Source organism: Bradyrhizobium sp. CB2312 (genome assembly GCF_029714425.1).
Classification (GTDB): domain Bacteria; phylum Pseudomonadota; class Alphaproteobacteria; order Rhizobiales; family Xanthobacteraceae; genus Bradyrhizobium.
This window is the reverse complement of sequence record NZ_CP121668.1, coordinates 4,149,671-4,166,192: the sequence shown is the minus strand read 5'-3', so window position 1 is coordinate 4,166,192 and position 16,522 is coordinate 4,149,671. Positions and strand designations below refer to the sequence as shown.

Annotated in this window: 16 protein-coding genes and 2 tRNA genes; 8 read left to right on the top strand and 10 right to left on the bottom strand. The window is 65.9% G+C overall.

What is annotated here, in order from left to right:
* Nucleotides 1-182: 182 nt before the first annotated feature.
* A complete protein-coding gene (locus QA642_RS20265) occupies nt 183-563 on the top strand; it encodes a YciI family protein (RefSeq protein ID WP_283086203.1) in 381 nt (126 codons plus the stop codon).
* A gap of 9 nt (nt 564-572) precedes the next feature.
* On the opposite strand, the gene QA642_RS20260 is transcribed toward QA642_RS20265, so the two are convergent.
* Complete coding sequence (locus QA642_RS20260; protein WP_283086202.1) at nt 573-1,163, bottom strand: TMEM175 family protein; 591 nt, start codon at nt 1,161-1,163, stop codon at nt 573-575.
* Between the two features lie 128 nt (nt 1,164-1,291).
* On the opposite strand from QA642_RS20260, the gene QA642_RS20255 reads away from it, so the two are divergent.
* A complete protein-coding gene (locus QA642_RS20255; protein WP_283086201.1) occupies nt 1,292-3,349 on the top strand; it encodes an ATP-dependent helicase in 2,058 nt (685 codons plus the stop codon).
* Nucleotides 3,350-3,409: 60 nt separating this feature from the next.
* Here QA642_RS20255 and QA642_RS20250 read toward each other — a convergent pair whose 3' ends face one another.
* Genes QA642_RS20250 through QA642_RS20240 form a run of 3 tightly spaced genes read right to left on the bottom strand, consistent with a single transcriptional unit; the run spans nt 3,410 to nt 6,526 of the window.
* Nucleotides 3,410-4,657 carry an amidohydrolase family protein gene (locus tag QA642_RS20250; protein ID WP_283086200.1) on the bottom strand — a complete coding sequence of 416 codons (1,248 nt, stop codon included), beginning with the start codon at nt 4,655-4,657 and terminating at the stop codon, nt 3,410-3,412.
* Between the two features lie 13 nt (nt 4,658-4,670).
* A complete protein-coding gene (locus QA642_RS20245; RefSeq protein ID WP_283086199.1) occupies nt 4,671-5,174 on the bottom strand; it encodes a GAF domain-containing protein in 504 nt (167 codons plus the stop codon).
* A complete protein-coding gene (locus tag QA642_RS20240; protein ID WP_283086198.1) occupies nt 5,171-6,526 on the bottom strand; it encodes an MFS transporter in 1,356 nt (451 codons plus the stop codon). Before QA642_RS20240 ends, QA642_RS20245 begins: the two co-directional genes overlap by 4 nt.
* A 112-nt stretch (nt 6,527-6,638) precedes the next feature.
* Between QA642_RS20240 and QA642_RS20235 the strand changes: the two genes are divergently transcribed.
* Together QA642_RS20235 and QA642_RS20230 are read left to right on the top strand one after the other, a co-directional pair.
* Complete coding sequence (locus tag QA642_RS20235) at nt 6,639-7,562, top strand: LysR family transcriptional regulator (protein ID WP_283086197.1); 924 nt, start codon at nt 6,639-6,641, stop codon at nt 7,560-7,562.
* Nucleotides 7,563-7,707: 145 nt separating this feature from the next.
* A complete protein-coding gene (locus QA642_RS20230; RefSeq protein WP_283086196.1) occupies nt 7,708-8,739 on the top strand; it encodes an LLM class flavin-dependent oxidoreductase in 1,032 nt (343 codons plus the stop codon).
* Nucleotides 8,740-8,754: 15 nt separating this feature from the next.
* Here the strand turns inward: QA642_RS20230 and rlmB are convergent, their stop codons facing one another.
* Nucleotides 8,755-9,582 (bottom strand): 23S rRNA (guanosine(2251)-2'-O)-methyltransferase RlmB, encoded by an 828-nt coding sequence (gene rlmB, locus QA642_RS20225; RefSeq protein ID WP_283086195.1) that lies wholly within the window; start codon nt 9,580-9,582, stop codon nt 8,755-8,757.
* A gap of 207 nt (nt 9,583-9,789) precedes the next feature.
* On the opposite strand from rlmB, the gene QA642_RS20220 reads away from it, so the two are divergent.
* A tRNA-Tyr gene (locus QA642_RS20220) sits at nt 9,790-9,875 on the top strand.
* Between the two features lie 200 nt (nt 9,876-10,075).
* On the opposite strand, the gene QA642_RS20215 is transcribed toward QA642_RS20220, so the two are convergent.
* A complete protein-coding gene (locus QA642_RS20215) occupies nt 10,076-10,573 on the bottom strand; it encodes a hypothetical protein (protein ID WP_283086194.1) in 498 nt (165 codons plus the stop codon).
* A 43-nt stretch (nt 10,574-10,616) separates the two neighbouring features.
* Nucleotides 10,617-11,102 carry a hypothetical protein gene (locus tag QA642_RS20210; protein WP_283086193.1) on the bottom strand — a complete coding sequence of 162 codons (486 nt, stop codon included), beginning with the start codon at nt 11,100-11,102 and terminating at the stop codon, nt 10,617-10,619.
* Nucleotides 11,103-11,408: 306 nt separating this feature from the next.
* Between QA642_RS20210 and QA642_RS20205 the strand changes: the two genes are divergently transcribed.
* Together QA642_RS20205 and QA642_RS20200 are read left to right on the top strand one after the other, a co-directional pair.
* A complete protein-coding gene (locus QA642_RS20205; protein WP_283086192.1) occupies nt 11,409-11,876 on the top strand; it encodes a hypothetical protein in 468 nt (155 codons plus the stop codon).
* A gap of 168 nt (nt 11,877-12,044) precedes the next feature.
* Nucleotides 12,045-12,119 (top strand) — tRNA-Thr (locus tag QA642_RS20200).
* 383 nt (nt 12,120-12,502) lie between these two features.
* On the opposite strand, the gene QA642_RS20195 is transcribed toward QA642_RS20200, so the two are convergent.
* Both QA642_RS20195 and QA642_RS20190 read right to left on the bottom strand, forming a co-directional pair.
* Nucleotides 12,503-12,919 carry a GFA family protein gene (locus QA642_RS20195; RefSeq protein WP_283086191.1) on the bottom strand — a complete coding sequence of 139 codons (417 nt, stop codon included), beginning with the start codon at nt 12,917-12,919 and terminating at the stop codon, nt 12,503-12,505.
* Nucleotides 12,916-13,602 (bottom strand): class I SAM-dependent methyltransferase, encoded by a 687-nt coding sequence (locus tag QA642_RS20190; protein ID WP_283086190.1) that lies wholly within the window; start codon nt 13,600-13,602, stop codon nt 12,916-12,918. The genes QA642_RS20195 and QA642_RS20190 overlap by 4 nt, the downstream gene beginning before the upstream one ends.
* A gap of 86 nt (nt 13,603-13,688) precedes the next feature.
* Between QA642_RS20190 and QA642_RS20185 the strand changes: the two genes are divergently transcribed.
* Nucleotides 13,689-14,450 (top strand): dienelactone hydrolase family protein, encoded by a 762-nt coding sequence (locus QA642_RS20185; protein WP_283086189.1) that lies wholly within the window; start codon nt 13,689-13,691, stop codon nt 14,448-14,450.
* A gap of 219 nt (nt 14,451-14,669) precedes the next feature.
* Here QA642_RS20185 and QA642_RS20180 read toward each other — a convergent pair whose 3' ends face one another.
* Nucleotides 14,670-16,367, bottom strand: a complete 1,698-nt coding sequence (locus tag QA642_RS20180) for a HAMP domain-containing methyl-accepting chemotaxis protein (RefSeq protein WP_283086188.1) — start codon at nt 16,365-16,367, stop codon at nt 14,670-14,672.
* Between the last annotated feature and the right edge of the window lie 155 nt (nt 16,368-16,522).

Here is a 16,522-nt window from a genome sequence, read left to right as displayed (position 1 = left end):
GTGTTCTTGGTGGCCATCAGTCGCGCGGGTTCCGGGCGGCGTTCACACGTCCGAGCGGCAATCGGGTTTCGGGACGGTTTCGTCGCTAGGCCCTGACGCAATATTTTCCGCATTGCTATTGTCGGCACAGGCTGTGGTGGTACGTCCTTTGGACGCGCGCAGCGGAAATCAACGAGGTGACGATGCTTTACGCCATCCTGGCCTACCATGTGGAAGACGAGATCCAGTCCTGGACGCCGGAGCAGGACGCCGCGGTCGTGGCCAAGGTCATCGCGGTGCAGGAGCCCATGAGGGCCAGCGGACTGCTTGGTCCGGCCGCGCGCCTCGACGAGACCCGAAAGGCCCGCACCTTGCGCGGCCCCGGCGCCGGCATGGTGCTGGACGGTCCGTTTGCCGAGACCAAGGAGCAGCTCCTGGGCTTCCACCTCGTCAACTGCGCCGGGGATGACGAGGCCATCGCGGCGGCGCGGAAGCTGCGTGAGGTCAATCCGACCGCGGTCTACGAAATCCGCCCCGTCATGCTTTACGTCCCGGCCGACGGGTTCGGCGCGACGCCCGACTGATCCGGGAAGTTAGGGCTCCTGGCCCGCCGGCGCGGCATAGAAGCGCCGGATCAGCAGCCCGCCGAAAGCGACGAACCACAGGAAGGGCGCGATATGCGGCGCGAACGCCGCAACGATGGTGCCCGGAATGAACACCAGCAGCGGAAACCGCGAGGCCATGGTCTCACGCCGCCAGCCGCCCAGGATCGTCCACCACAGCCAGGCATTGAGGCCGGCGATCACGGTCAAATGCAGGCCATAGAGCACCGCCACCGCGCTGCTCATGGCGTAATTGATGTAGAGGCCGTTGGTCACCGGCAGCAGCACGATCGAAAGCAGGAAGAACAGATTAAGGATCACCGCGCCGCGGCTGCCGACCGCCTGGCGCGCCAGCCGGCGGTGGTGGCTGATCCAGAACAGGCCGGCGATGATGAAGCTCAGCGCAAAGCCCGCGAGCTTGCCGGAATAGACCTGGGCGAGATCGCTCCAGCCGGGCGCGCTGGTGAACACCGCGGCCCTGGGCAGGTCATAGGCGAGCAGCGTCATGGCGACGCCGAAGATGGTATTGCTGAGCGATTCCAGCCGCCGCATCTCGAACTGGTCGGGCTTGAGCTCGGTCATGCCGGTGCGCGCTTTTCGGGCTGGAACCTTGGGCCGTGTTGTCCCTAGGTCTTAACACCGGTTCCGTCCAGCCGCATTGCGATTCGCGCTGGGATCGCCGACCCTGTTGCCTTTCACCGGGGCGATTCGTGGCGACATATCTGGACACGCTCAATGCGGAGCAGCGCCGCGCCGTCGAGCATGGCGTGGCCGATGGCGCGACTGTCGGCGCTCCCCTGCTCGTCATCGCCGGCGCGGGCTCCGGCAAGACCAACACGCTGGCGCACCGCGTCGCACATCTGATCGTCGCGGGCGCCGATCCGCGCCGCATCCTCCTGATGACGTTCTCGCGCCGCGCCGCGGCCGAGATGGCCGGCCGGGTCGAGCGCATCGCGCGCAAGGTGCTGGGCGAGAACAACGCCGCCATCATGCGCGATGCGCTGACCTGGGCCGGCACATTCCATGGCATCGGCGCGCGGCTCTTGCGCGAATATGCCGAGCGGATCGGCGTCGATCCCGCCTTCACCATCCACGACCGCGAGGATTCCGCCGACCTGATGAATCTGGTGCGGCACGAGCGCGGCCTGTCGAAAACCGAGAGCCGCTTTCCGGCCAAGGGCACCTGCCTGTCGATCTATTCGCGCTGCGTCAATGCCGAGATGGAGATCGAGAAGGTGCTCGGGCAACATTATCCCTGGTGCGCCGGCTGGGCCGCGGAGCTGAAAGGCCTGTTCGCCGCTTACATCGAGGCCAAGCAGGCCCAGCACGTGCTCGATTACGACGATCTCCTGCTCTACTGGTCGCAGATGATGAGCGATGCGCTGATCGCCGAGGAGATCGGCGGCCGCTTCGATCACGTGCTGGTCGACGAATATCAGGACACCAACCGCCTGCAATCCTCGATCCTGCTGGCGCTCAAGCCTGACGGGTGCGGGCTCACCGTGGTCGGCGACGACGCGCAGTCGATCTACTCGTTCCGCGCCGCGACCGTGCGCAACATCCTGGAGTTTCCCCAGAGCTTCTCGCCGCGCGCGGAGATGATCACGCTCGACCGCAATTACCGCTCGACGCAAGCCGTGCTGGCGGCGGCCAACGGCGTCATTGGACTGGCGCGGGAGCGCTTCACCAAGAATCTCTGGACTGACCGTAGCGCCGGGCAGAAGCCGCAGCTCGTCACCGTGCATGGCGAGGCCGACCAGGCCCGCTACATCGTCGAACAGGTGCTGGCCAACCGCGAGCAAGGCGCGCTGCTCAAGCACCAGGCGGTGCTGTTCCGGACGTCCTCGCATTCGGGCCCGCTGGAAATCGAGCTCACTCGCCGCAACATCCCGTTTGTGAAATTCGGCGGACTGAAATTCCTCGACGCCGCACACGTCAAGGACGTGCTGGCCTTGCTGCGCTTTGCCGAGAATCCGCGTGACCGCGTCGCAGGCTTCCGCATCCTGCACCTCTTGCCGGGCATCGGGCCTGCGACCGCGCAGCGCGTGCTCGACCAGATGGCCGAAAGTACCGACCCGCTGCACACGCTCAGCCAGCTTCCGGTACCGCCGCGCACGGGCGCGGACTGGACCGACTTCGTCCGCGCGACCCAGAATCTGCGCTATTCGGAATGGCCGGCCGACCTCGAGCGCGTGCGGCTCTGGTACGAGCCGCATCTCGACCGCATCCACGAGGATTCCGAGACGCGCCGCGCCGACCTGATGCAGCTCGAGCAGATCGCGAGCGGCTATTCCTCGCGCGAGAAATTCTTGACCGAGCTCACGCTCGATCCGCCGGATGTGACCAGCGACAAGTCCGGGCCTCCCTTGCGCGACGAAGACTATCTGATCCTCTCGACCATCCACTCCGCCAAGGGCCAGGAGTGGAAGTCGGTGTTCGTGCTCAACGTCGTCGACGGCTGCATGCCCTCGGACCTCGGCGCCGGGACCAGCGCCGAGATTGAGGAGGAGCGCCGCCTGCTCTATGTCGCGATGACGCGTGCCAAGGACGATCTGCACCTCGTGGTGCCGCAGCGCTTCTTCACCCACGGCCAGCAAGCCAAGGGCGACCGCCACGTCTACGCCTCGCGCACCCGCTTCATCCCGGAATCCCTGGTCTATCTGTTCGAGCGCACCGCCTGGCCGAAGGCCGCCGCAGGCGCGGCCCGCAGCGCGGCGCAGGGCCCGAAGATCGACATCGGGGCGAAGATGCGGGGCATGTGGCGGTAGCTACGCTTTTTTGACGCGTTTTCTTTACGCGAACCGGTATCCACTTCGCTTGAAAACGCTTTAGGCGTTGAGCCTGTCGAACTGGACCTTGCCGGCCTTCATCACCATTGGGATGTGCTCGCCCTGGCCAAGCAGGCAGGCGACATCGCGCAGCGGATTGCCGTCGACCACCAGCAGGTCCGCGATGGCTTCGGGCGCAATCCGGCCGAGCTTGCCTTCCATGCCGAGCACTTCGGCGCCGATCAATGTCGCGCTGGCAATGACGGCGCGCGGGCCGAGGATCTCGGCACGAATGCGAAACTCGTCGCTCTGCAGGCGCTGGGACGGTCCGAGCAGATCGCTGCCGAACCCCATCTTCACGCCGGCGTCGCGATAGATCGCAAGCGAGCGCAGGCCGGCGTCGCGGACGTCGGCGATCTTGGCCACGCTCTCCGGCGGCAGGCCGTATTGAGCGCCTTCATTGGCCAGCGCCTCATAGGTGACGAGCGTCGGCACCACATAGGCGCCCTTCTCGGCCATCAGCCGCGCGGTCGGCGCATCGACCAGATTGCCATGCTCGATGGTGCGCACACCGCAGCGAACCGCGCGCTCGATGGCGGCAGCGGTGTAGGCATGGGCAAGCACATAGGTCTGGCGCCCGCGCGCTTCCTCGACGATGGCGCGGATCTCGTCCTCGGAGTAGCCGAAGGCACCAACCGGATCGGTCGGCGACGCCACGCCGCCGGAGGCCATGATCTTGATCTGGTCGGCCCCCATCTGCAGTTCTTCGCGCGCAGCCTTGCGCACGCCGTCGACGCCGTCAGCAACGCGCGCCAGCGCGCCGACACGTACGCAGCATGGACAGGGTGCGTCGCTCGCGAGATAGTCCGAACGCGCCCGCATATCGCCGTGGCCGCCGGTCTGGCTGAGCGCGCGGCCGGAGACGAACAGGCGCGGGCCATCGGTCAGGCCGGTGTCGATCGCCTGCTTCAGCGCGTGGCCGGCGCCGCCGGCATCGCGCACGGTGGTGAAGCCACGCCGCAGCATCCCGCGCAGCAGCAGCGTCGAGCGCAACGTCACCAGCACGTTCGGCATGTGCACCTGTTGCGCCAGGTTGAGCTCGACCGCGATCGCGTGCACATGCAGGTCGATCAGGCCCGGCATCAGCGTCTTGCCCTTCAGATCGATGGTGCGGTCGGCGCTGGCCTGGATCGGCCGGTCGGCGATCTCTTTGATCAGGTTGTCCTCGACCAGCACATGGTGCCCCTCCAGCAATTCCGGCTGAAGCGGATCAAGCAGTGCGGCGTTCTTGAAGAGGATGCTTGGCATCGCGACCGTCCTGTCAGAGGTGGGCCGGCGCGAGCAGCGCCGGCAGGGTGAGCTGGGCAAAGGGAAGGCACGCGGCGACATCATCTTCGCCGTACCACCCCGCCTCGTGAAGCAGATTCAGCGAGCCGAGCGTGCGCCCGCGCCAGCGCACGGGCATGTTGAGCACACTCTCGCAACCGAGCGAAGCGATCAGCTCGTGATCAGGGAAGACGGCGCGCAGATCATCCCGGGTGCGGCCGATATAGGCCTCGCCGCGGTCGAGCACGGCCTCGGTCCAAGGCCCCGGCGCGAGGCGCTTGCGCCCGCCCGTCGGGTAAGGCCCGGGGAGATTGGAATAGATCCGCGCCGCATCGCCGCTGTTGCCATCATAGGTCAGGATCGTGAACAGCTTGTGCCCGATCGCCGACTTCACGGCCTGGTCCAGCGCCGCGAACAGCGCATCCGGCTGGTCCGCCCTGCTCTGCGCCGCCGCGACGGCGCAGAGGAGCGGATCGGCCTTGGATTTCGTCGGCGTCATGCCACTTCACCCGCGGCAATCTCTTCCAGCGAACGGCCGCGGGTCGGCACGCCCATCAGCACGACGGTGACGGCCCCGAGCAGCAGCACGGTGGTGGTAACGCCGAACACGCCGGCAAAGCCGAAGCTCGGGTAGAGATAGCCGACCAGAATCGGCGAGACGATCGCGCCGATACGGCCGATCGCCGACGCAAGGCCTGCGCCCGTGGTCCTGACCGGCGTCGGGAACACCTCGGCGGTGTAGGCATAGACGCCCGCATAGGTGCCGTTCATGAACAGAGACAGGAAGATTCCCGCCGCCATGATCTGCTGGTCGCTCTGCGCGAAGGCGAGCCCCAGCGCACTGACGCCGCCGAGCAGCATGTAGGACGCAATCGTCGCCTGCCGGCCAATGCGCTCGTTGAAATACGCGGCGCTGAAATAGCCGGGGATCTGCGCGCAATAGATCGCGATCGAATAGGCAAAGCTCTTGGTGATGCTCATGCCGTTCTGGACCAGCAGGCCGGGAATCCAGACGAAGAAGGAATAGTAGCTGAAGGTAATCGCAAGCCACATGATCCAGGTCATGATGGTGATGCGCGCCTGCCGGCCAGCGAGCAGCGCGGCGAAATTGGCGAGCAGCGTCCCGCCGGCGGCCGGCACTGTTGCTTCGACGACCGGCTGCGGCAGGACATGCCCCTCGCGCGCAAAGCCCGCCTCGATCCTGTCGAGCAAGGCTTCGGCTTCCTTGCCCCTGCCCCGGCTCTCGAGCCAGCGCGGCGATTCCGGCAGCGCCCGGCGCCACCACAGCAGCATGACGACCGGCACCGCCGTGATCACCAGCACGATGCGCCAGCCGTTGTCGGAGGCGGGCACGATGAAGTAGCCGAGCAACGCCGCGGCGACGAAGCCGAAGGAGAAGAATCCGGCCAGAGCGCCGGTGAAGCTGCCGCGGTAACGCCGCGCCACGAACTCCGCGAGATAAGGCGCGATGATCGCGCTCTCCGCGCCGGTGCCCATGCCGGCGACGACGCGCGCGGCGAAGAAGGAAGGCCATGTGTCGACCATCGCGCTGACGATCGATGCCGCGCAATACAGCGCCAGCGCAGACATCATTACCGCGCGGCGGCCGATCAAGTCGCCCAGCGTGCCCGCCAGCAACGCGCCGAACAGGAAGCCGATATAGGTGCTGCTGCCGAGCACGCCGATCTGAACGCTCGACAAATTCCACGCCGTGCGCAGCACCGGCAGGATGAAGGCCAGCACCGCCGCGTCCATCGCGTCGAACATGTAGCCGAGCCCGCCCATCAGCAGCAGATGCGTGTGGAAGCGTGCGAACGGAAGGCGCTCAATGCGCGCCGATATCATCGACATGAAAGTCCCCCTCTGATGTCACGGGCCCGGCGCGCCGCTCGGGAGGGAACCATAGACAAAGTGACATTATCGTCATAATTTATAATCATGATCTGATATATCACCATGGTGAATGTCTTTGTCGTTCCGCGCGCTCGACCTCAACCTCCTGAAAGTCTTCGAGGCGCTGATGACCGAGGGCAGCGTCACGCGCGCGGCGAATGCGCTGCGGATGACCCAGCCCGCGGTCAGCAACGCGCTGGCGCGGCTGCGCGACGCGCTCGGCGATCCCCTGTTCGTGCGAGCCGGCACCGGCATCCGCCCGACCCAGCGCGCCGTGGTGCTGTGGGAGCCGATCGGCGAGGCGCTGGAAAGCGTGCGCGGCGCGCTCGACGAGCAGGTGTTCGATCCCGCACGTGCGCAGACCGAATTCAGCCTGTCGATGTCGGACTACGTCTCCTCGCTGGTGATGCCGAACCTGCTCGGCCATCTCGGCAAGGTTGCGCCGAAATCGCGCGTCCACACCGTGCCCAATACCGTCGTCGAGATTGCCGACCAGCTCGAGGACAACAGGGTCGATTGCGTGCTCAGCGTCTATGTCAACGAGGCGCAGCAACCGGCCGCCATTCGCTCGCGCTCGCTGTGGACGGTCGAGTATGCCTGCTTCATGCGGCGCGGCCATCCGCTCGCCGCCCAGAAACGGCTGGGCACGCGGACCTTCCTGAACGCGGGCCATGTCGACGTGAGCCTCGCGGGCAAGACCATGCCGTCCTACGACCTCTTCCTGGCTTCGCGCGGGCTGTCGCGCAACCTGGTCGCGACCGTCAATCACTACAGCGCCGCCTACGAGGTCGTGCGCCAGTCCGATCTGATCGCCGTGCTCCCGAGCGACCTGCGCTCGCAATCAAGGCACGCGCCGCTTCTGCACGCCATGCCGCTTCCCCTGGAAGCGCCGCCTCGCGTTGTCAGCCTGTTCTGGCACCAACGCAACGATACGGTACCGGCCCAGCGCTGGCTGCGCGAGACCCTGGTCGAGATGTTCGCCGAGTCCGACTGAGCACGCGGATACAAGCCCGAAACCGGTGACAAAGCGGAAACGGTGGGTTTCTCAGAGCAGCATTGTTGCGCCGCCCCATGCGGCCTAGCTCCACCGCAAAACGACGCCCCACCGTGACAGCAAGCCCCCCGCAGAGATCTCACCTATGACCGCACCGCTTGAATTCGGACTGGATACCTTTGGTGACGTCACCAAGGACGCCTCGGGCGCCATGCTTCCGCACGCGCAGGTGATCCGCAACGTCGTCGACGAAGCCGTGCTGGCCGACGAGCTCGGCCTCGACTTCATCGGGCTCGGCGAGCATCACCGCGCCGATTTCGCGATCTCGTCGCCCGAGACCGTGCTCGCGGCGGCCGCCGCGCGCACGAAGCGCATCCATCTCGGTTCGGCCGTGACGGTGCTGAGCTCGGACGATCCGATCCGCGTGTTCCAGCGCTTTGCGACGCTGGACGCGCTCTCGAACGGGCGCGCCGAGGTGATCCTCGGCCGCGGCTCGTTCACCGAATCCTTCCCGCTGTTCGGCTTCGACTTGCGCAAATACGAGGAGCTGTTCGAGGAGAAGCTCGATCTGTTCGCCGCGCTGCTGTCGCAGCAGCCGGTGACCTGGCAAGGCAAGCTGCGTCCGCCTCTGAAGGATCAGCTGGTCTATCCGCCGGTCGAGAACGGCCGGCTGAAGACCTGGATCGGCGTCGGTGGCAGCCCGCAATCGGTGGTGCGCGCCGCGCATTACGACCTGCCCTTGATGCTCGCGATCATCGGCGGCGATCCCGAGCGCTTTGCGCCCTATGTCGATCTCTATCACCGCGCCTTCAAGGAGTTCGGCCGGCCCGTACAGCCGATCGGGGTGCACTCGCCCGGCTACGTGGCCGAAACCGATGAGCAGGCGCGCGAGGAGCTGTGGCCCGATTACAAGGCCATGCGCGACCGCATCGGCAAGGAGCGCGGCTGGCCGCCGATGGGGCGCGACGAGTTCGTCAGCGAGGCCGAGCACGGCTCGCTCTATGTCGGCTCACCGGAGACGGTGGCGCGCAAGATCGCGAAGACCGCGAAGGCGCTTCGTATTTCGCGGTTCCAGCTGAAATATTCGGCCGGCCCCCTGCCGCACGAGAAGCTGATGAAGAGCATCGATCTCTACGGGCGGAAGGTGGTGCCGCTGGTGCGGGAGATGATGGCGTAGCGGTCGAGGCAGCCGCTACTTCATCAGCCCGAGCCGGCTTGCGCCGACATAGAGCGAGAGCACGGCGGCATTCGAGACGTTGAGGCTCTTGATCTCGCCGGGCATGTCGAGCCGCGCCACGACGCTGCAGGTCTCGCGGGTCAATTGCCTGAGGCCCTTGCCTTCGGCGCCCAGCACCAGCGCAAGCGGCTCGCGCAGCGCGACGTCCGAAAGGTTCTCGGTGCCCTCGCTGTCGAGGCCGACAGTCTGGAAGCCGCGTTCGTTCAGCGCAGTGAGCGCACGGGCGAGGTTTTGCACCGTCACCATCGGAACCAGCTCCAGCGCGCCCGAGGCGGCTTTCGCCAGCACGCCTGTCGCCTCCGGACTGTGGCGCGCGGTGGTGACGATCGCCTTGACCGCGAAGGCCGCGGCCGAGCGCAGGATGGCGCCCACATTGTGCGGATCGGTGATCTGGTCGAGCACCAGCACCACGCCTTCCTGCTTCAGGGTCTCGATATCAGGCGAAGGCAGCGGATCGGCTTCCGCGAGCAGGCCCTGATGCACGGCGTCCGGCGACAGCAGACGGTCGATCTCCTGGGGCCGGACGATCTCAGGCGCAACACGGGTCTCGATGTTCTCTTCCGCGAGCCGCCGGGCGGCGTTCTCGGTCAGCGTCAGCTTGCGGATCCGCCGCGCCGGATTAGCCAGCGCCATGGTGACGGTGTGCCAGCCATACAGGATGACGGGCCCGTCGGCGTGCGAGTCGCGGTCGCGCCAGGACGGGCCGCGGGCCGATTTTCCGGGCCGGTTGAAGGGCTTAGCCCCGCCGCGCGGGCCTTTCGGTGCAAATTTTCGATCCTTCATGGGCTCGCTTGTGTCACGGGTCCCGGAATATGGCAATTTGGGTGCGAATGGAGGCGATTTTAGCTGTTCGCCTCGGTTGACTTTGCCCCACCGCTTCGCCCATAAACGCGCCCGGTCGCGCCCCCATCCGGGCTGTCGCGGCCTTCACGTTCCATGGCCGTCTTCGGTCCGCCGGCAAGGTCCGGCCCGATTGTGCTGCCGTCGAGCGGGGGAGTGTCCCGAGTGGCAAAGGGAGCTGACTGTAAATCAGCCGCCTCATGGCTTCGCAGGTTCGAGTCCTGCCTCCCCCACCAGCCTTCACTCGCTTCGCGAGCTTCGGCTAGGCAAGCCATCCCAGCACATCATAAGCGAAGCGAGCGCACGCCGTAGCCGATAGGCGTAGGCGGACTGACGGCCAAAACCGATTCCGATCGCGATCACGCGCACATCAGAAAAGCAAAACGCCCGTCCGCATCATGCGAACGGGCGCTTCGTTGGTTCAACGGATCAGAGATCAGTAGTAGCGGCGTAGCACGCGGTGACCGCCGTAATACGGCGCGTAATGGTGGGCGTAGCCATAGCGCGGAGCGTAGCCGTAATGCGTGCGCGGCAGGTAGCCGTAGCGGGGGCCGTAGCCGTAGCGATACGGACGGTAGTACGGGCGGTGATAGGGATAGGCGGCGGCGCGATAGCCATAGCCATAGCCGTAATTGGCGGGCGCAACGACCGCGTCCTCACGATAGGTCGGATACGGCGCGAAGGCGCCCGGGCCGGTATAGGTCGGGCCCTGGTTGACGTAATAATACTGCGTGGTCGGCTCGGCGAGGCGCTCATAGGCGCCATAGCCGTATCCATAACCACCACCGTATCCATAACCACCGCAGCCGGTGTTGCAGCCGGAATAGATCGGTGCGATCGGCGCGCAGGTGGTGAAGCCGCAGGCCGCGGCGGGCGCGGTCGCGACGAACATCACGGCAGCCGCCGCGACCAGTCCCGAAATCATTTGACGCATTACTCTCTCCTGTTGAATTCCGTCTTTTGGATTTTGACGTTTCTTAACCCGGCGGCCTGCCGGGAATGGTTGCACGGGGCCGCGGCCGATGAGGCCGCGGATGGTCGTTGAATTCGGGCGCGTAGATCACCGGCGGCGGATCGACGGGCGGATCCATCTGCGCCGGCAGCGGTGCGGACGATGCGCCCCAGCTCTGGTGATAGCTCTCGGCGGGTTTTGGCAGTTTGCGGTTCGCGGGCGGCTCGACCTCGAGCCGGCCATAGCCCGGCCGAAGGCCCAGCGTCGGATAATAGTGGCCGACGTCGTCGGGCTGCCGCTCGGCGATATAGCGCCCGCCATAGATCGTCGGCTGCACCTGGACGTTCTTGCCGAGGCCCCAGACACCTTCGACGACGCTGTAGGACGCGTCGATGTTGTTGATGATGATCGGCACACCGGGACGGCAGGGCACGACGATGTCGAAGCCGCCGCCGGCAAACGCCGTCGCGGGCAGTCCGATCAGAAAGGCGGCGAGCGCCATGGCGCGCATGAGGAGGTCCCGGTTATCCGAAGCACAACCTATCCGATCGCGGCCCAGAGAGGGTTAAGGCCAGCTCACCAAATTCCGGTAAGCCTAACGCCTAGGGATCGACAGCAGCTCAAATGCCGAAAAACGCGCTAGCGAAGCGTTAACGTGGCGCAAGCTCGCCACACGTGCTCAGGCCGCGCAGGGTTGCGCGGCACAGATTACCATCCTGGGCGGGCTCACGTCGATGTGACACTGCACGCGAGAATGCGCGGAACCACTGCCGGAGGTCGCACTTAGCACAGGTCACAACAACATGGAGAAAATGCCATGACGAGCCTGAAGCTTCTTGGCTTGGCCGCGATCGTCGCGTCCACGCTGGCAACACCGGCCTTCGCCCAAGCGACAGTCGACAATTCGGGCCGCTGCACGGGGCTATTCCAGGATCCCAATTGCCAGAATCTGGGCCCCGCCAATTCCACCACTGACCGCGCCTATCGGCGTCGACACATGGCCCGGCAGCAAGTGAATCCGAATGACGGAACGCGATCGGGCTTCTGGCCAGTGGACACCGCGGGCGCAGTTGCCGGGGCCGCCGTGGGCACCGCGGCAGCCATTGCGTCGGCACCGTTCCGCGGATGGGACAATTCCTACGCCTATGACAATTCCGGCGGCTACGGCCGCAGCGAAATGGGCTGGTACGGCAACTGGGATACCTACGCGGCCCGCAATGGCATCGTTTGCCGGCCCGGCACCTGGGTGAAGGGCGAGGACGGCCGCCGGCACATCTGCCAATAAGCCCCGCAATCCGGCGAACCGATTCAGGCGGCCCCAAGGGCCGCCTGTTTCACGCCGGCAAAACGCTGCCTGCGGGTTCTGGCACTTCCGGGACAAGTCTGGTATTGCGACCGCGCACATACGGATGCGTCGGCGCGAGCGAGTAGTCCGCGCGGTTCCTTGCCAGTGGCCGGCTTAGCTCAGCGGTAGAGCAGCGGTTTTGTAAACCGAAGGTCGGGGGTTCAATCCCCTCAGCCGGCACCATTGGTTGGCCGACACCGCGTCGCGGCCTGACGTAAGAACCAAATCATCAGTCCGGCGTTATCCTCGCACCATAGAGCCGTCTTGCGGAGGTCTAGCGATGGACCCGAATGATCGGACAGCCTTGGCACTAGCCGCCATCGCCTTGGCCATCGCCCTTGTGGTTGCATCGACAGTCACGTTGGAGCGCGTCAATACCCGTACCGCCAGCAACGACGCACCTCCCGGCACGGTAGGACTCGCCAGGCCTCATCCGCCGCTGGACCGCGCGCCCGGTGAACCGATACAGACGACAGGAACGCCGTCTAACGCAAGGCAGCGTCCCTGAGCGAACACCGCGGTGCGAGTGACGGCTCGCATGAAATCATCGTCGCCATGCCTGCGCCTCAGCCCGAACTCTTCGCGCTGCTCTGTTCGAAATGCTCGATACCCGCGCCGGCGATCTCGACCCAGGCATGTTTCGATTGCTCGAACACCGATCTGACGGGCGCCGGAAAATCCGGATCGGCGATGGCGCCGACGGCAACGCCAATCGTCGTCGGCAGATTGTCAGGCTTCCAACAGACCGTCGAGCCGCAATCGGAGCAAAAATAGAAGCGGACCGCACCCCCGCTTGCGGCGGCGCGAACGTATTCCTTCGGTGCGCCGGAGATCGTGACGGCCTCGATCGGGTAGAACGCAGCGACACCGAACGGTGCTCCGGTTCGCCGCTGGCAGTCGATGCAATGACAGGCCGCGACCAGCTTGGTCGGTCCTGGACGCGAAAGTGAAACAGCGCCGCAACAGCACCTGGCATCGATCATCGGACATCCTCCATCCGCCACAGCCCAAGGCTCTTGTCGCGCCAGTCGCCCCCGCCCTCCCCGCAGCGCTCGTTGATCAACTCGCGCGGCGCGGGCCAGTTGAACGGCGCCTTCGCCATGTTCAGCGCGCGCCAGTCGCCATCCTCGCAATCGCGATTGTCGTCCCATTCGGGAAACGTCGTGAGAAGCAGGAAGCGCGCGCCGCTCGCGCGGAAGTTCGCCACAGCGCGAGCGATGTTGGCGAAACTCAAATGCACCAGGCAGTCGCGGCACAGGATCAGGTCGGCGGGCGGCAGCGCATCGCGGGTGATGTCGGCGACTTGAAAGCGACCGGGAAGCTCGCCGCGGGCCGCACGCTCGCCGTTGGCCGCGATCAGCGACGGCACGATATCGATGCCGGTGTAGCCCACGTTCAGCTTCATGCGGCCGATCCAGCCCGCATCGCCGCAGGGCGCATCGAGCAGCGAGCACACACCGAGCCGTTGCAACAATGGCGGAAGCGCGTCCCGGATCGCGGCGGTGGCGCGGTCCTCCGAGCCGAGGCCCGACACTGACGTGGCCGCGCCCCACAGGTTGGTCCGTTCGATCCGCTCTAACCGCGCGGCGAGATCGAGGCCCGCGAAATTGTCGCGGTCGGCGACGAACCGCTCATGGGCCAGCACGGGTGGACGCTTGGCGATCATCGGACCTGCACGAGTCAAACTTCCGTCGCAAGCCCACTATACAGCCGATGTGTCGCGCCTGAAATCTCCTTGAAGCGAGCCTGCCGATGATCACCCGACGAATGGCTATGGCCGGTCTCGCCGCCCTGCTGTTGCCCGCCACGGCGCGCTGCGCGCCAAACGAGCAGTTCAGCGTCGCGGCCGGCAACGAGAGCCTGCCCGTCTTGCGCTATGCGGCGGAGCTCACCGGAAAGCGCCCCGCGGTCATCTTGCTGCACGGCTCGCGCGGCATCGAGCTGAGACGACGCGCCTATGAGCGCTATGCGGATGCGCTGTCGGCGGGAGGCATCGACGCCTATCTCCTCCGCTACATGACCACCACCGACACGGCCGCGCTCGATCTCAAGACGAGCACGCAAGAGAGCCGCAAGGCCTATGACACGGGGCGCTTCGACGGCTGGTCAGACACGGTCTCCGCCACCATCACGACCATTCTCGGCCGCCCCGACAGCTCCGGACATGTCGGCCTGCTAGGCTTTTCACTCGGTGGCTTCATTGCCGCCAATACCGCTGCCCGTGACGAGCGCGTCACCGCGCTCGCCGTACTCTATGCCGGCTTGCCCGACGCGATGACCCGCAAGGTCAGGCATTTGCCGCCCATGATCGAGCTGCACGGTGAAGCCGACCGGAACGTGCCGATCGCAAACGGCAAGAAGCTGATCGAGCTGGCGAGATCCGTCGGCGCGGAAGCCGAATTCGTGCCCTATCCTGATAAAGGCCACGGCTTTGATTTTTCTGATACCGACCCGGCGACTTTTGACGCGATCGGTCGCGTCACTCGTTTCTTCCACAGCAGGCTCGCCGCCTGACCGCGTCGTGGCCTGCTGCCGATCACGGATTGGAGCTCAGTTCAACATGCGCTAGCATCCGGCGCCATGCGTCCCAGCACCGCGAAACAGAACGCCAGAATTGTCGCCGGAGCGGCCACGGCCGTCATCATGACGGCCATGCTGTTCGTGATCGTGCTTACATTGCTGCTGCCGCAATAAGCACTGTCAGCGCGGCGCGCTAACGCCGCCGGGCTAAGCTTACGCCGCGCGCACCGTGCGCAGGAATTTTCCGACTTCGTCCTTGAGGCGGTTGCTGTCGGTCGCCAGCATCTTTGCGGTCGAGAGCACCTGCGAGGAGGCCGAGCCGGTCTCGGCCGCGCCGCGCTGCACGTCGGTGATGTTCGAGGAGACCTGCTGGGTGCCGTGGGCGGCCTGCTGGACGTTGCGGGAGATCTCCTGGGTCGCGGCGCCCTGCTCCTCGACGGCGGCTGCGATGGTCGAGGACACTTCCGACAGCCGCTCGATCGTCGCGGAGATGTCGCGGATCGCGTTCACCGATTCCTGCGTCGCGGTCTGGATGCCGGAAATCTGCTCGCTGATCTCGCCGGTCGCCTTCGCGGTCTGCTCGGCCAGCGTCTTGACCTCGGAGGCGACGACCGCGAAGCCGCGGCCGGCCTCGCCGGCGCGCGCCGCCTCGATCGTGGCGTTCAGCGCCAGCAGGTTGGTCTGGCCAGCGATGGTGTTGATCAGCTCGACGACGTCGCCGATCCGCGTCGCCGCGACCGACAGCTCGCTGACGCGCTCGGTTGTGGTGCGGGCCTGGGTGACGGCTTCACCCGCCATCCGCGCGGATTCCTGCACCTGGCGGCTGATCTCGTTGACCGACGATGACAGCTCTTCCGTCGCGGTCGCGACCGATTGCACGTTGCCGGTGGCTTCGCCCGACGCGGCGACGACGACCGAGGTCAGCTCCTGCGCGCGATGCGCGGTGGTGGCCAACGTCGAGGACGATGCCTCGAGCTCGGTGGATGCCGATCCGACCGTCTCGATGATCTCGCCGACCGCCCGCTCGAAGCCGTCGGCAAGGTTGATCATGTCGCGGCGGCGCTGCTCGGCGGCCTGCTTCTCGGCTTCGGCCTGCGCCGCCTTGAGACGCTCGACCTCGATCCCGTTGGTCTTGAACACTTCGACCGTCTTGGCCATCTCGCCGATCTCGTCGTGGCGGTCCTTCTCGGGCACTTCGGTCTTGAGGTCGTTGCGGGCGAGGCCTTCCATGGCGAGCTTGAGGCGGGCGATCGGCCGCGACATCGCATTGAAGCCGATGAACAGCGCGATCGCGATGCCGAGGACCAGGCCGCCGGCGCTGACACCGATCACGGTCAAGGTCGCGGACCTTGCGTCGCGGGTGATGGATTCCTTGCGCTTGCTCGTCGCCTGCGCGGTCTCGGTGACGAACGTGACGATGCGTGCAAGGGCCGCGTCCAGCACCGGGTCGCACTCCTTGTGCGCGCGATCGGCGGCCTTGGCATTCTCCTCGATGCTGCCTGCCTGCGCGCCGGCCTGGAGCACCGGATCGCAGCTCGTGAACGCGGCCTTCAGCTGGTCGCCGATGCTCCTGACCTGGCTGGCGCGAGCGGGGTCGTCCTGCACGGCGGCGTCGAGGTACTGGCCGATTTCATTGCGGTTCTGGGTCGCGGTCTTGAGGCGGGCGGCGTTGCCCGTTTCGGTCGCCTCGGTGAAGACCGCATAGAGCGCCGCATGGTAGGTCTCGGCGCGGCGCTGGGCCCGGGTCAGATTGAGCGCCGAGGATTGTGTGGCGGAAAGCTCGGCGAACCCGTCCACGGTCGCCGAAAGTTCGCGTGCGCCAAAGCCAGCGACCACCACCATCGCGCAACCCATCACGGCCACGATCAGCGCGACCTTCCACACGATCTTCAGATTGTTCAAAAAGCTCATCTCAGCCGTCCAATGATGTTCCGGTCGGGGCGTAAGCCCAGCAACGTGCATTGGAAACTCGGCATGGTTAAGAATTGATGCAAATGGCCCGAATAGTCATACGGAAAAGTAACCTTCTGCCGCCCATCCGTAAGCTCCGCGTAAGCTTGGGCGCA